This is a genomic window from Corynebacterium sp. NML98-0116 (assembly GCF_001767255.1).
Lineage (GTDB): Bacteria > Actinomycetota > Actinomycetes > Mycobacteriales > Mycobacteriaceae > Corynebacterium > Corynebacterium pseudogenitalium.
Genome location: NZ_CP017639.1, coordinates 2,146,578 through 2,161,253 on the forward strand (window position 1 = coordinate 2,146,578; position 14,676 = coordinate 2,161,253).

Annotated in this window: 13 protein-coding genes; 9 read left to right on the forward strand and 4 right to left on the reverse strand. The window is 63.4% G+C overall.

Translation table 11 applies throughout. From position 1 onward, the window contains the following. Positions 1-158: 158 nt before the first annotated feature. The gene (locus BJP05_RS09915; protein WP_070363261.1) at positions 159-1,568 is read right to left on the reverse strand and encodes a hypothetical protein; all 1,410 of its coding nucleotides are present in this window, start codon (positions 1,566-1,568) and stop codon (positions 159-161) included. A gap of 144 nt (positions 1,569-1,712) precedes the next feature. Here BJP05_RS09915 and BJP05_RS09920 point away from each other — a divergent pair, with 144 nt between their 5' ends. From BJP05_RS09920 to BJP05_RS09945, 6 genes are read left to right on the forward strand one after another with little or no spacing between them, the layout of a single operon-like run. Then, on the forward strand, positions 1,713-4,622 hold the full coding sequence (locus BJP05_RS09920; RefSeq protein WP_070363262.1) for a DUF4040 family protein: 2,910 nt from the start codon (positions 1,713-1,715) through the stop codon (positions 4,620-4,622). 5 nt (positions 4,623-4,627) lie between these two features. Then, a complete protein-coding gene (locus BJP05_RS09925; RefSeq protein ID WP_070363263.1) occupies positions 4,628-5,056 on the forward strand; it encodes a cation:proton antiporter subunit C in 429 nt (142 codons plus the stop codon). Then, the gene (locus BJP05_RS09930) at positions 5,053-6,582 is read left to right on the forward strand and encodes a monovalent cation/H+ antiporter subunit D family protein (protein WP_070363264.1); all 1,530 of its coding nucleotides are present in this window, start codon (positions 5,053-5,055) and stop codon (positions 6,580-6,582) included. The genes BJP05_RS09925 and BJP05_RS09930 overlap by 4 nt, the downstream gene beginning before the upstream one ends. 2 nt (positions 6,583-6,584) lie before the next feature. Continuing rightward, on the forward strand, positions 6,585-7,022 hold the full coding sequence (locus tag BJP05_RS09935) for a monovalent cation/H+ antiporter subunit E (protein WP_083329363.1): 438 nt from the start codon (positions 6,585-6,587) through the stop codon (positions 7,020-7,022). A gap of 3 nt (positions 7,023-7,025) precedes the next feature. Next, positions 7,026-7,292, forward strand: a complete 267-nt coding sequence (locus tag BJP05_RS09940; protein ID WP_070363265.1) for a cation:proton antiporter — start codon at positions 7,026-7,028, stop codon at positions 7,290-7,292. Then, entirely contained in the window at positions 7,292-7,636 is a 345-nt protein-coding gene (locus BJP05_RS09945) for a Na+/H+ antiporter subunit G (RefSeq protein ID WP_070363266.1), read from the forward strand. Before BJP05_RS09940 ends, BJP05_RS09945 begins: the two co-directional genes overlap by 1 nt. Before the next feature lie 244 nt (positions 7,637-7,880). On the opposite strand, the gene BJP05_RS09950 is transcribed toward BJP05_RS09945, so the two are convergent. Then, the gene (locus BJP05_RS09950) at positions 7,881-9,440 is read right to left on the reverse strand and encodes a catalase (protein WP_070363267.1); all 1,560 of its coding nucleotides are present in this window, start codon (positions 9,438-9,440) and stop codon (positions 7,881-7,883) included. A gap of 96 nt (positions 9,441-9,536) precedes the next feature. On the opposite strand from BJP05_RS09950, the gene BJP05_RS09955 reads away from it, so the two are divergent. The 3 genes from BJP05_RS09955 to BJP05_RS09965 all read left to right on the forward strand — a co-directional run bounded on the left by BJP05_RS09955 (position 9,537) and on the right by BJP05_RS09965 (position 11,819). Then, positions 9,537-10,082 (forward strand): RNA polymerase sigma factor, encoded by a 546-nt coding sequence (locus BJP05_RS09955; RefSeq protein WP_070363268.1) that lies wholly within the window; start codon positions 9,537-9,539, stop codon positions 10,080-10,082. A gap of 153 nt (positions 10,083-10,235) precedes the next feature. Then, positions 10,236-10,472, forward strand: coding sequence for a helix-turn-helix domain-containing protein (locus BJP05_RS11495; RefSeq protein ID WP_168156204.1), 237 nt, complete (start codon positions 10,236-10,238; stop codon positions 10,470-10,472). Between the two features lie 72 nt (positions 10,473-10,544). Continuing rightward, a complete protein-coding gene (locus BJP05_RS09965) occupies positions 10,545-11,819 on the forward strand; it encodes a hypothetical protein (RefSeq protein WP_070363270.1) in 1,275 nt (424 codons plus the stop codon). A 524-nt stretch (positions 11,820-12,343) separates the two neighbouring features. Here the strand turns inward: BJP05_RS09965 and BJP05_RS09970 are convergent. Next, positions 12,344-13,378: an aspartate-semialdehyde dehydrogenase gene (locus BJP05_RS09970; RefSeq protein ID WP_070363271.1), complete on the reverse strand. Its 1,035-nt coding sequence runs from the start codon at positions 13,376-13,378 to the stop codon at positions 12,344-12,346. Between the two features lie 15 nt (positions 13,379-13,393). Continuing rightward, positions 13,394-14,659 carry an aspartate kinase gene (locus BJP05_RS09975; protein ID WP_070363272.1) on the reverse strand — a complete coding sequence of 422 codons (1,266 nt, stop codon included), beginning with the start codon at positions 14,657-14,659 and terminating at the stop codon, positions 13,394-13,396. Positions 14,660-14,676: the final 17 nt, after the last annotated feature.

Here is a 14,676-nt window from a genome sequence, read left to right on the forward strand (position 1 = left end):
CCAGCCGAAGCCGACGGGGCCTTCCCCATCCCTAACCCCTTTCTTGCCCACAATGGGCGAAAGGAGACCACTCAATCCAAGCCCCTATTACTTGAAATGAGCATCGCTAGATTAACACAAACCCATCCGAAAGTAGGAACCATGTCCGTGTGCTCGGATTATTCCTCCACGTGAACCGCAACGTCACGTCGCTGCGGTACTCCGCCCAGCAGCCCGACCGCCGCGACGAGCGCGCTCATAGCGATACCAATCCATAGTGCCTGCGCAGAACCGTTATTGCCCGCGCTCGAGAGCGACGCGGCCAGCCAGTGCATCGGCATCGCCGAAGAAAGCGCCTCGAGGACCCCACTAACAGGGGCAGCTGCGGCGGCTTTCCAAACCCACCCGACTACCCCCATCTGAAGAATTATCAGGATTGCCGCAACCAGGCTCCCCCATCCGCGACCAAACAGTGCCGCAAGCGCGGTCGTCACTCCGGTAGAGGCAGCTGCGCCGCACAGCAGCGCGAGAGCCGCGATTCCCAGGGTCGCCGGGCTCAAGTTGTGGCCGAGGATAAACACAAGGGTCCAACCGGCGACCGCCAGGAGCACGACGCCTAGCGCCAGCGCCAGCCAGCGCCTCGTGCGGGACAGCCACGCCGCCGCGGCGACGCCGACGCCGCCCAACCCCACGAGTGCCGCGACCAGCATCGCCGCGACCGGGGCCAGCGAGGACTCCTGCGGCTCCTGCGCTGCGCCCTCCACGCCCGCCTGGGCCGCCGCCGGCGCCGGGAGCGCGCCACGCACCGCGCGAATCTGGTCGGCGGTCAGGTTCGCCATGTGGTCAATCTTTGCGACACCCTCATCAAGCTGTGCAATACCGCCGACCGCGCCCTGCGCCTCGTTATTGAGCTGAGTCAGTCCACTCGCCAGCTGCTGGGCGCCGTTCGTGGCCGTGTAGACGCCGTCGTGGTAGGCGTAGCCCGGCACCGCTAGCTGGTTGGCTACCTCGCGGGAGCCGTCGCGCAGCTTGTTCATCTGGGCGACAACCTCCGGCGGCAACTGGGCATTGTCCGCCTGGACCTTCAGTTGTTGAAGCTGCTCGCGTGCGGCGATGACGTCCGGGTCCTTGGAGGCCTTCGTCGATACGAGGGCGCGGTCGATGGCAGCGGTGACCTGGCCACGCACCGCATCGAAGGCCGTGGCCTGCTCAACAACCTGGCCAATCGCGTCCGCGACCTCCGTCGCGCCACCCCCGAGCTGGCCCGTCGCCGCCTGTAGCTGCACCATCCCGGCCGACAACTCCTGCGCACCAGCCTGCGCCTGGGAGATCGCGGCGACGAGTTCGTCGGCGCCGCCGGTGAGTTGGGAGGTGCCGTCGACAAGCTCTTTGGTGCCCTGCGTGAGAAAGCCCGCCTGCGTGTTGGCCTCCCCCGCCGCGCGGCGTGCCTCGTTCGGGTTGCCGCGATCCGACGGCAGCTGCGGCGCGGCGGCGTCGCCTTGCGTGGACATCCAGGTACTCACCGGGCTCAACGGCAAGAACGCCGCCACAATACACACCAACAACACACACAACACGCGCCACTTCATGTTGCACAATGTAACCCCTGCAACTGCATGAAGGCTGGAGGGCACACCGCACGTTGGCAAAGTTGTTGTGGCCTTGTCCAAGCTTGTTGCTACCCTTTAAAGCAACTGACAGTTTTCAAATCCCAAACTCAGAGAGGGTTCACCATGGCACTACCTCTCGTGCTCGCATTCGTGGCCGCGACGGTTCCGCTATCGCCGCTGCTCGTGCGAGTTTTCGACAGGAAAGCAGGCTGGCCGCTGGCGCTCCTGCTGTTCGCCGCAGCGATCACGCTGGGCCGCGAATTTCCCAGCATTTCCCAAGGAAATATAGAAACATGGTCCGTGACCTGGGCCAATGACATCCTCGGGCCCGGCACCGAAATCGCGTTCTCACTGCGCGCGGACGGCCTGAGTATCTTCTTCGCGTTGCTGGCACTCATCATTGGCGGAATCGTCCTTATATATTCGGCCGCATACCTGCCGAAGCGCGAGGGCAACACCAGCTTCTACACCATTATGACGGCGTTTACCCTCTCGGTACTGCTGCTCGTGCTTGCGGACGACACCGTACTCCTCTTCATCGGCTGGGAACTCGTCTCGATTGCGTCCTTCCTGCTCATTGCGCGCTCCGGCTCCGGTGGCGAAGCCGGCTCCTACCGCACGCTCATCCTGACCTTCTTCGGCGGGCTAACGCTCCTGGCTGGCCTGGCGGTTGTCTCCGTCACGGCGGGAACGACGCAGCTCAGCGCGGTGCTCGCCTCGCCGGTGTGGGCGCAATCGCCAGGTCTGACCACCACGGTGGCGCTGCTCATCGGCTTCTCCGCGTTTACGAAAGCCGCGCAGTTCCCCTTCCACTTCTGGCTGCCCGAAGCCATGGCGGCAGCCACACCAGTCTCCGCGTTCCTGCACGCGGCGGCAGTGGTCAAGGCGGGCGTCTACCTCCTGCTGCGCTTCTCCACCATCTTCCACGACGTCACCGCATGGAACACGCTGCTGCTGGTCACCGGCCTGTTCACTGCACTGATGTCGGCCGCCTTCGCCATCACGAAGACGGACCTGAAGCACCTGACGGCCTACTCCACGGTCTCCCACCTGGGCTGGATCGTCGCGGCGATCGGTATCGGCACCCCGGCGGCACTCGCCGCCGCGATGGTGCACACGCTGGCCCACGCGCTGTTCAAGTCCTCCCTGTTCATGCTCATCGGCGTCGTTGACCACCAGGCAGGCTCCCGCGACATTCGCCGCCTCGGCCCGCTGCACAAGCAGATGCCGTTCACCTTCGCCTCCACCTGCGTGGCCGCGGCCTCCATGGCCGCCATCCCGCCGCTGTTCGGCTTCATCTCGAAGGAATCGATCCTCACGGCGTTCGACGCCACCCGCTTCGGCCCGCTCCTGCTCGCCGTCGCAGGCCTCGCCGCCCTGCTGACCTTCATCTACTCGGCAAAGATCGTCTTCGGCGCATTTATCGACGGCACCAAGCCCATGCCGCACGTCACCGAAGCGCCCGTCGCGCTCTGGCTGCCAGCCGCGCTGCCCGGCCTGACCTCCCTGCTCCTGCCGTTCATGCTCGGCTGGGTGGACAGCCCAATCAACGCGGGCGTACGCACCATCACGGGCGACACCGAGTTCCACTCACACCTGGCGCTGTGGCACGGCCTGAACGCGCCGTTCATCGTCTCGCTGGCGGTGCTGGTGTTGGGCATTTGCTTCATCCTCTTCGTGCGCAAGCCGTTCTTTGAGGCCGTCGAGAACAAGCAGCTGCTGCCAACCAGCGGCAACGACCTGCTCAATGCCATGGTCCGCGCGTTTTCCACCGTCGGGCGCTGGCTCGGCGCGATGGCGGACACCTTCAACCCGTCGCGCCACCTGCTGCCGACGGTGCTGTGCATCCTCGTCCTTGGCGTGAGCACCGCGGTGTTCACCGAGGGTGTCGACGGCATGCCGCTCGCACCACGTGCCGAAGGCATCGACGTGTGGTGGGACCTCATCCCATTCGCCATCATCACCCTGTCCGTCATCGGCCTGGTACGCACCCGCTCCCGCCTCGCGGCGGCGGTACTGCTGGGCACCACCGGCGTCGGCATGACGCTGCAGATGCTCATGCTCGGCGCACCCGACGTGGCGCTCACCCAGTTCCTCGTCGAGTCGCTGACCGTCGTGATCATCATGGTGGTGCTGCGCTACCAGCCACGCACCTTCCCCAAGACCCCGACCTCACGCAAGGTCTTCGCGGCCATCGTCGCTGCCATCGCCGGCGTGGTCGCCTTCCTCGGCGTCTATGCCCTGCTGGGCCGCCACGACCGCTCCGACCTCGCCCTGTGGTACCTCACCGAGGGCGGCAAGATGACCAGCGCCGACAACATCGTCGCCGTCATCATCGTTGAGTTCCGTGGCTTCGATACCCTCGGCGAGCTCTCCGTGCTCGGCATGGCGGCAGTAGTCATCGCGGCCGTCGTCCGGTCCATGCCACGCCACATGTTCGAGGCCGGCACCCGCCCACGCCCATTCGGCCAGTCGCAGCTCAACTCGCTGCCACTGCGCAAGGCGTCCGCGCTCGTCGTACCGATCCTGGCGCTGCTGTCCGTCCTCATCTTCTTCCGTGGCCACACCGCGCCCGGCGGCGGCTTCGTCGCAGCGCTCGTACTGGCCACCGCGTTCGGCCTCAACTATCTGTCCCGTGGCGCGGACGCGTACGTCGTCAAGCAACTCACCCCGATCAGGCTGACGGGCTGGGGCATCATCATCGCCATCAGCTCCGGCTTCCTCGGGTTCCTCGAAGGCGGCTTCATGTACGCCATCCACGGCACCATCGCTGGGGAGCACATGACGACGTCCCTCATCTTCGACTTCGGCATCTACCTCGCCGTGCTCGGCATGGTCACGCAGGCGCTCAACGCGCTCGGCGGCTACCTACGCCCCGGCACCGAGATTTCCGACCTCACCTACACCCGCGGCGGCGAAAACCCACTGCCGGATGTACCAGAGCCGGAAGCACCCGCCGAGCCTGTCGACGCCCACCCAGCCCCACTCAACCCCGCGGAAAACCCGCGCCCAGTTACCACGAAGGAGCTGTAAACCACATGGTCATGGCACTTACCATCGCGGTCCTGGTTGCAGGGTCCGTCTACATGATCCTCCAGCGCGGCATGGTCCGCATCATCTTCGGCATGTCCCTATTCGGACACGCCTCCAACCTGACACTGCTGGCCACCGGCATCGGCGCCTGGCGCGGCGAGGCATTCCCCTCCCGCACCGCCTTCGCCGACCTGTCCGACCCGCTGCCGCAAGCCTTCGTGCTCACCGCCATCGTTATCGCAATGGCGACGACCACGATCCTGCTCATGCTGGCCTCCCTCGGCAAGGATGACGACACCATGGACAACCCAACCGGCGTCGCAGGCACCTACGACCTCATGCGCCTAAGCCCGTCCGCGCTGTCCACCGCAGGCCGCACCGCGCGCCTCAACCCGAACAAGATGAACAAAACGGAAGGAGCACCACGCGCATGAGTGCGGACGCAATCCTCCCAGTCTTCGTCGCCCTGCCGCTGATCATGGCGGCAGTGACGACGCTCAGTCCCTGGAAACGCGGCAACGACGCCCTGGGCCTGATCATCCCCGCCATCAACCTCGGCATGGCCATCTGGTTGTACGGCTACACCGCCGAACACGGCACGATTGCCCACGTCATCGGCCTGTACCAGGGCGGCGTCGGCATCTCCTTTGCTGCCGACCAGTTCTCAGCCATCATGCTGATCACCACCATGATCGTGGCGCTGACCTCCAACTGGTTCGCCAGCGTCGCCGGCGAGACTCAGGCGCGCTACTTCACGCCGCTGACCCTGGTGCTCATCACTGGTGTCTCCGGCGCGCTGCTCACCGCGGATCTGTTCAACTTCTTCGTCATGATCGAGGTCATGCTGCTGCCGTCCTATGGCCTCATCGCCATGACCGGCACCCGCAACCGCCTGCTGTCCGCCCGCACGTTCGTGCTGGTGAACCTGGCGGCATCGACACTGCTCGTGATGGGCGTGGGCTACATCTACGGTGTGGCCGGCGCCGTCAACATCGCCGCCCTGCGCGGTGCCGCGGCCGGCAACGGCCCGATCACCGTGGCCACCGGCCTGGTCGTCATCGCCATCGCCGCCAAGGCCGGCGTCTTCCCGGTCCATACCTGGCTGCCACGCACCTACCCCTCCACCAGTGCCGCCGTCATGGGCCTGTTCTCCGGCCTGCACACCAAGGTGGCCGTCTACATGCTCTTCCGCATCTGGGTGGTCATCTTCGACATGGACGCGCGCTGGAACGCACTGATCATCGTCATCATGGTGATCTCCATGCTCATCGGTGGCTTCGCCGGCCTTGCCGAGCACACCATGCGCCGCGTCCTGGGCTACCAGATGGTCAACGGCATGCCGTTCATCCTCATCATGCTGGCCTTTACTAACGACGACGCCCGCTACGCGCTTGCCGCCGGCCTCATGTACACGCTGCATCACATGATCACCATCGCAGCACTCGTGCTCAACGTCGGTGCCATCGAGGAAACCTACGGCACCGGCACCATCTCGAAGCTGTCCGGCCTCGCACGCCGCGACCCGCTCACCTCCGCGGTCTTCGTCGCCGGCGCGTTCTCCATCGTCGGCTTCCCGCCGTTCTCCGGCCTCTTCGGCAAGGTCACCATCGTGCTCGCCGCCGCTACACCCGGCGACTGGCGCTCCTGGGTGGCAATCACCACCATCATCATCGCGTCCTTCGGTGCGTTGCTGTCCATGATGCGCGTCTGGAAGCGCGTCTTCTGGGGCCGCCCAATGCAGCACTACCCGAAGGCCCTCAACGTCCGCGCGAAGCTGCTCGCACCGTCCGCACTGCTCATGTTCATGTCCCTCGGCATGTTCATCGGCGCCGGCCCACTCTGGGCAGCCAGCACCGCGGCCGTCGACAGTCTTCTCGACGTCGACTCCTACACCACCGCCGTCCTCGGCGACGACGCCATCGGCATCCCCGATGTGGACACCCTCCAAGGAGGTAACTAACCATGCTGCAACGCTTCGCACACGGCGTGGGCTACACCGCCTGGCTCATCAAAGAAATCTTCGCCTCCGGCTTCAGCGCGGCCGCGGCCGCGTTCAAACCCAACACTGGGCTGGACCCGATCATCATCTACTACCCGCTGCGCCTGACCACCGACTGGCAGATCTTCTGGTACTCCACCTCCATCACCGTCACCCCGGGCACCCTGTCCCTTGGACTGCGCTACCCCGCCCAGGAAGACGGCCCGATCGTGTTGCTGGTGCAGGCCGCGTTCGGCAGCGACCCTTTGGAGCAGATCGCTGGCCTCATCGACATGGAAGAGCGCATCAACCCGGCAGTCAAAGCCACCCCGTTGGACCCAGCAACCATCGGGTGGGACCCCTACGTGGACCTCGGCGACCCCGACGACCACACCCTGCCACCAGCGGAAAGGATGGACTAGAACATGTTTGAAATGATCCTCATGGGCTGCGTCATCGTCATGGCGCTCAGCCTGCTCGTCGGCCTCGCTGGTCTGATCCTGGTCAAGGACGAGCTTTCCCGCGCCGTCATGGCCGACCTCATTTTCTACGCCATGGTCACCATCTTCCTCGTCTGGTCCATCTGGACCCAGACCATGATCGGCTACGAAATCGCCATCCTCGCAGGCCTCGTCTGTGGCGTTATCCCGACCATCTCCATGGCCCGCATCATCACGAGAGGACGCCGCTAATGACCATCATCGAAATCATCGTCGCAGCGCTCGTCATCGTGGCCACCCTACTGGTGGTCGCCACCGCGCTCCTGCAGCTGCGCGCCCCCGACGCACTAACCCGCGCGAACCTACTCGGCCCAACCGTCTGCCTGGCCTTTCCGATCCTGGTCGTTGCCAAGCTGATCTGGTCCTGGTCCACCACCGGCTTCGACCTCAATGACTTCCTCCGCGCCATCATCGCCATCGCCGGCGTATGGATCGTCGGCTCCGTCGGCTCCTTCATCATGGGCCGCACCCTCTACGGCGTGACCGTCTCCGATAAGCGCGACCGGCACCCGAACCGGCCGAACTACCGGATTTAGGTCTGGTTTTGGGGTTTGCTGGCGCCCAAAACCATTCATAGCGTGGGCTTAAAGGAGTGCAATGCAGGTCGCGCATTTTCACCCGCCCGAGCCGATTTCCGGCGACCAGCATCGCACTCCATTAACACCTCGACACGAACAAAACGCTCGGGGTGGCGCCGTGTCTGTACCCCACAAACACCAAACCCGCCGGGACGTCACCGTCCTGGCGGGTTTTTAGGTGTGAGCGTTCAGGGCTTAAGCGCTACTTCTGCTGCGCTGCGCGCTTAGCGGCGAAGGATTCGCGGACCTTGGTTTCCAGGTCAGCGTCGACCTTGCCCCAGTATTCGTAGACGCGCTCCTCGATCTCCTTGTTGGTGATCGCCATCATCTTGTTCGTGATGTTGTGCACGAAGCGTTCCTTGGCGGCGTCGTCGAAGACGTCGCGGTAGAGGGTGCCGGCTTGGCCGAAGTCGTCATCCTCAGCGTGCTTGACGTAGGCGGCGCGCACCAGGTCGGTGCCCTCCGGATCCGGGTTGACGTACAGGTTCTCGGCGAGGCCGAGGTCCTGGCCGCTGGCGGAGGTTTCGCCGTCGTCGAGGTAGCCGGCGCCCTTCTCGTAGGAGTTCGGGCTGTAGTTTGGTTCGTTCTCTTCGTTGAAGAAGTATGCCATGGAGCCGCGCTCTGCGTAGGTGTTCACCTCGTTGATCGGGCGGTTGACCGGCAGATCCTTGTAGTTGGCGCCGATGCGGTAGCGCTGCTGGTCAGCGTACGCAAAGACGCGGGCCTGAAGCATGCGGTCTGGGGACAGGCCGACACCTGGGACCAAGTTGGCTGGGTCGAGTGCCAGCTGCTCGATCTGTGCGTGGAAGTTCTTCGGGTTGCGGTTGAGGACGAAGTAGCCGACGTCGATAAGCGGGTAGTCCTTCTGCGACCACGTCTTGGTGAGGTCGAACGGGTTGAAGCGGTAGTCTTTCGCTTCCTCGAACGGCATGATCTGGACCTTGACGTCCCAGATTGGGTAGTCCCCCTCCTTGATGGCATTGAAGAGGTCCTCGCGCTGGAAGTCCGGGTCCGTGCCGGCCTTCTCGGTGGCTTCTTCGTCGGTGAAGCATTCCCAGCCCTGGCGGGTCTTGAAGTGGTACTTGACCCAAACTGGGGTGCCTTCCTCGTTGATCCACTGGAAGGTGTGGGAGCCGAATCCGTCCTGGTGACGGGAGGTCTTCGGAGTGCCGCGGTCGCCGAGTAGGTAGGTCACCTGGTGGGCGGATTCAGGGGTGCGGGTCCAGAAGTCCCACTGCATCTCGTCATCGCGCAGGCCGGAGTTCGGCTGGCGCTTCTGGGAGTGGATGAAGTCCGGGAACTTGATGCCGTCGCGCAGGAAGAACGTCGGGGTGTTATTGCCGACAATGTCATAGTTGCCGTCTTCGGTGTAGAAGCGCAGTGCGAAACCGTGAACGTCACGCCAAGTGTCTGGGGAGCCTGCCTCACCAGCAACGGTGGAGAAGCGTGCAGCCATCGGGGTGACGGTGCCAGGCTGGAAGAGCTTCGCCTTCGTGTACTTGGACACGTCCTCGGTGATGTGCAGCTCACCGAATGCTCCGTGGCCCTTCGCGTGTGGAATACGTTCGGGGACATTCTCGCGGTTGAAGTGCGCAAGCTTCTCGATGAGGTGAATGTCATCCAGGACATTCGCGCCCTGACGGCCCTGCGTAACACTCACGTTTTCCGATGGGACGGGCTGGCCACTGAGCTGGGTGGTTTGACCCTTGCCCGCTGGACGTTCGCCGTTCGAAAGGATGTGGTCTACGTTCTTCTCTGCCATTGTTAGGCCCTCCTTATTGTTAGGGTTCGATTTATACAGTACGCGAATATCAGAGTGGCATCAAGGGTTTTTCCAATACTGGTACCCTTTTTATTCGTGAACAGCAGCGATAGCCAGTACGTCACCGACCTCGCCCTCCGGGCAGGTCGGGGCGACAAAGCTGCCCTCACCGACTTCATCGCCGCCACCCAGGACGACGTCTGGCGCCTCCTCGCCCACCTCGCAGGACACGACGCCGCCGACGACCTCACCCAAGAAACCTACCTGCGCGCCCTCGGCGCCCTCCCGCGCTTCGCCGGCCGCTCCACCGCCCGCACGTGGCTCCTCTCCATCGCGCGCCGCACCTGGATCGACTCCGTGCGCCACGACCGCAGTCGCCCGCGCGCCACCAACAGTGACTACGACGACGTCGCCAACCAACAGCCCAGCACTGACGACCCCAACCTGTGGCCCGAAGTTATCGACGCCCACAACCTCCTCAACGAACTCGCCCCCGACAGGCGCGAAGCCATCGTCCTCACGCAAGTGCTCGGTTACAGCTACGAGGAAGCCGCCAAAATCGCTGGCGTGCGCATCGGGACCATCCGCTCCCGCGTCGCCCGCGCACGAAAAGACATCATGCGACTTACGGAACAGACCTAGCTCATTACCCCCTTTTCGTTTATTGCACAGCAGGCCCTCGAAGACCTTGACATCGCGCTTTCACAACCCCACTCGAGCAGCGTCGACATTGTCGTCGATGGGTCCCAGCAGCCGATACGCATTCCACGATCCGCTGCCTCTGCACTACGCGAAGTGCTCGCCAACGAGGCGGAGGGCAGGCCGGTTGAAATTGTTCCGGCACAAAAAGAGCTCACCACCCAGCAGGCGGCGGACCTCCTCCACGTGTCCAGACCTCACGTCGTGAAGCTCATCGACACCGGCCAATTAGCCGGCCACAAAGTCGGGGCGCACCGGCGCCTCTACGCCGACGACGTCTTCGCATTCAAACGCAAAAGGGACGCAGCGCAGCGCGCCAACACGGACGAATGATCCACCTGGAACCAAACCAAAAAGGTTCCGAATTCACCGACCAGGCCCAACCCATCAACTACACTGCCTTTTATGATTCGAAACGCAATAGCGATCTCCTTTGCCTTCATCGGCATCGTTGTCGGCGCCGGGTTTGCGTCCGGGCAGGAAGCGATGCAGTACTTTGTAGCCTTCGGCACGCAAGGCATTTGGGGAGCACTCTTGAGCTCGGCCCTGATGCTGGTCGGCGGTATCTCCATCCTCCAGCTTGGCTCCTACTTCCAGGCGACTGAACACATGGAAGTGCTCGGTAACATCACTGGCAAGGTCATGGGCTGGGTTCTGGACATCTCGACCATCATCACGCTGTTCTCCATCGGGTTCATCATGTTCGCAGGTGCGGGCGCCAACCTGAACCAGCAGTTCGGTATCCCGGTCTGGATCGGTGCGGTCATCATGCTGGCAATGGTGCTCGGCGTTGGCATGCTGGACGTCAATAAGGTGACCAGTGCAATCGGCATCCTCACCCCATTCCTCCTGATCTTCGTGATCGGCGGCTGCACCTGGACCATCGTCAACGCGCAGCCAGACTGGGATAGCATCAACATCGCAGCCCAGGACGTCGCAACCGAGCTGCCAAACTGGTGGATCGCCGCACTGAACTACACCGGCCTGAACTTCATCTGCGTTGTGTCCATGGCGGTCGTCATCGGCGGCAACTACCTCGACCCGCGCGAAACCGGCCTCGGCGGCCTCTTCGGCGGCATTGCCTACCTCGCGATGCTGCTCCTGCTCGGCATGGGCCTCATGGTCAGCATCAGCGACGTCAACGGCCACGACATGCCGATGCTCACCCTCATCAACAACATCAACCCAACACTCGGCCTCATCATGACGTTCGTGATCTTCGGCATGATTTTCGCCACCTCGTTGGGCATGTTCTACGCCCTGGGCAAGCGCCTGGCGCGCGGTCGCCAGCAGAAGTTCCGCGTCATCTACATCTCCGCGTGCCTGATCGGGTTCGTCCTATCTTTCGTCGGCTTCAAGGACCTCATCTCGTTCGTCTACCCGATCCTGGGCTACCTGGGCCTGGTACTCATCGTCGTGGTCACATCAGCCCGCATCCGCGGCTCGGAAACCCTGCGCCACGAAGGCAGCCTGCGACGCCGCGCCCTCGAGCTCATGAAGGACAAACTCGATCCGCGCGTGAAGTTCACCCGCCACGACCAGCGCGAGCTGGACAAGATTACCGAGAAGTCCGTCATGGAAAATAAGGACTTCAAGGAAGCCATGATCGAAGAGGCCGAGCAGGCCCTCGAAGCGGAAGAAGTCCTCGAGACGGAAGAGGCTGAGAGCCAGGCTAAATAATCCTGCCCAGCCAAGTGCCAAGGGACGCAAGATGCGTGCTTTGGCACTTTTTCTTTGGCTCATACAAGGGTGAGCGCACCAGATTCCTGTTTTTCGGAGAGGAGTCGGAACGTTTCCCCAGGTCGTAGGCAGTACTTGATGGAATGTGGTGTCCCCACCACCCGGTCCGACACCAAATTCCCGCTTTCAGGAGCAGCCCTGAGCGTTTCCCCAGGTCGTTGATTCTGCATGGGCGAATTTGGTGTGCACCCAGAGAGGCCTAGTGCCAAAGGACGCAACCGGTTTTGGTGCAGCCATTCAACACTGCAGGTCAGCAATGTGCTAGATGTTTTCCGGTGCGTCCATTGGCACTGGCTACCTAGCAACCACACCTCAAACCCAGGATCCAAGAAAGTATTGGGGCATTTCCCCTAGTCACGGACCGGCCTGCCCCAAAAGCCGAAGCAGAAAAGCGGTCCCGCCAGGGAACAAACCCCAGGGGACCGCCCTCAAGCGCCCTCAAGCGCCCTCAAGAAGCCAGAAAGCTACTTCACAAGCAGCTCCGCGATCTGAATCGTGTTCAGTGCGGCGCCCTTGCGCAGGTTGTCGCCGGAGACGACGAACACGAGGCCGCGGTTGCCGTCGACGGCCTGGTCCTGGCGGATGCGGCCGACGAGGGAATCGTCCTTGCCGGCGGCGGCGAGAGGGGTCGGTACGTCGACGACAGAGACGCCCGGCGCGGTCTCCAGGACGGCGCGAGCTTGGTCAGGGGTGATTTCCTTCTCAAACTCGGCGTGGACGACCATGGTGTGCCCGGTGAACACTGGGACGCGGACGCAGGTGCCGGAGACGCGCAGATCTGGGATGGAGAGGATCTTGCGCGATTCGTTGCGGAGTTTCTGCTCCTCGTCGGTTTCTTCGGTGCCGTCGTCGACGAGGTTGCCGGCGAGTGGCAGCGCGTTGAAGGCGATCGGTGCGACGTATGGGCCGAGCTCCTCGGGCTGGAGGAGGGAGCCGTCGAGGGCGAGTTCGGTGTTGCGCTCGCCGATTTCGGCGACCTGGTTTGCAAGCGCCTGTACACCGGCGAGGCCGGAGCCGGAGACCGCCTGGTAGGAGGCTACGCGCATGGTGTGAAGGCCGGCGGCGTCGTGGAGTGCTTTGGCCACGGGCATGATTGCCATGGTGGTGCAGTTCGGGTTCGCGATGATGCCTTTGGCTGGCGCCTTGGCTTCGTCGGGGTTGACCTCGGAGACGATGAGGGGGACGTCGTCGTCTTTGCGCCACGCGGAGGAGTTGTCTACGACGGTGGCGCCGGCGGCTGCGAAGACTGGGGCCCACTGCTTGGAGGTGCCGCCGCCTGCGGAAAAGAGCGCGATGTCGACGTCGGCGACGGAGTCTTCGGTGACCTGGGTGAGGTCTTCGACGACGACGTCCTGGCCGCGGTATTCGAGGTGCTTACCCGCGGAGCGTGGTGATGCGAAGAAGCGCACTTTGTCCGCTGGGAAGTCTCGTTCGGCGAGGATTTCGCGCATGACGCGGCCGACCTGGCCGGTTGCACCTACTACTGCGATGGTGGTCATGAAGTGTGTCCTTTCTTAGCGTCCGGTGCCAGCGTAGACGATGGCTGGTTCGTCGCCGCCGAGTTCGAACTTGTCGTGGATAGCGCGGGTGGCTTCCTCGAGGTCGATTTCGCGCACCACGGCGGTGATGCGGATTTCGGAGGTGGTGATCATGTCGATGTTCACGCCGGCGTCGCGAAGTGCTTCGGTGAAGTCGGCGGTGACGCCCGGGTGGGTCTTCATGCCTGCACCGATGAGGGACACCTTGCCGATCTGGTCGTTGTAGGTGATGTTGTCCCAGCCTTCTTTCGCCTGGAGGGCCTTGAGCAGTTCCATGGCGCGGGGGCCGTCGGCAATTGGGAGGGTGAAGGTGATGTCGGTGGTCAGGTTGTGGAGGCTGGAGATGTTCTGCAGCACCATGTCGATGTTGATCTCATTGTCGGCGAGGACGCGGAACACCTTGGCGGCCTCCCCTGGCAGGTCCTTGACGCCGAGGATGGTGATTTTCGCTTCGGAGGCGTCGGTGGCAACGCCGGACAGTACTGCTTCTTCCATGGGGATATCCTCCAATGCTCCGGCGACGAGGGTGCCGGGATCGTTGCTGTATGACGAACGCACCCGCATGGGTACGTTGAATGCGCGCGCATATTCCACACTGCGCAGCACAAGGATTTTCGAGCCGGACGCGGCGAGCTCAAGCATCTCTTCGAAGCAGAGCTTGTCGAGTTTGCGGGCATCGTGGACGATGCGTGGGTCGGCGGTGTAGACGCCGTCGACGTCCGAGTAAATTTCGCACTCGTCGGCGCCGAGGGCGGCGGCGAGGGCGACGGCGGTGGTGTCGGACCCGCCGCGGCCGAGGGTGGTGACGTCCTTGGTGTCACGGTTGACGCCCTGGAAGCCGGCGACGATGGCGATGCGGCCGGCGTCGATAGCTTCTTGGACGCGGCCCGGCGTCACCTCAATAATGCGGGCGTTGCCGTGGCGCTCGGTGGTGATGACGCCCGCCTGCGAGCCGGTGAAGGACTGCACATCAGCGCCGAAGGATGCGACCGCCATCGCGACCAGCGAGTTCGAGATGCGCTCGCCTGCGGTGAGCAGCATGTCCATCTCGCGGGCTGGCGGCGTTGGGTTGACGCGGGCGGCGAGGTCCAGCAGCTCGTCGGTGGTGTCGCCCATTGCGGAACACACCACCACGACATCGTGCCCCTGCTTCTTAGTGGCAACGATGCGTTCAGCAACCGCGCGTATGCGGTCGGCGCTTTCGAGGGACGAGCCCCCGTATTTCTGCACGATCAATGCCATGGTAGAACCTTCCATCG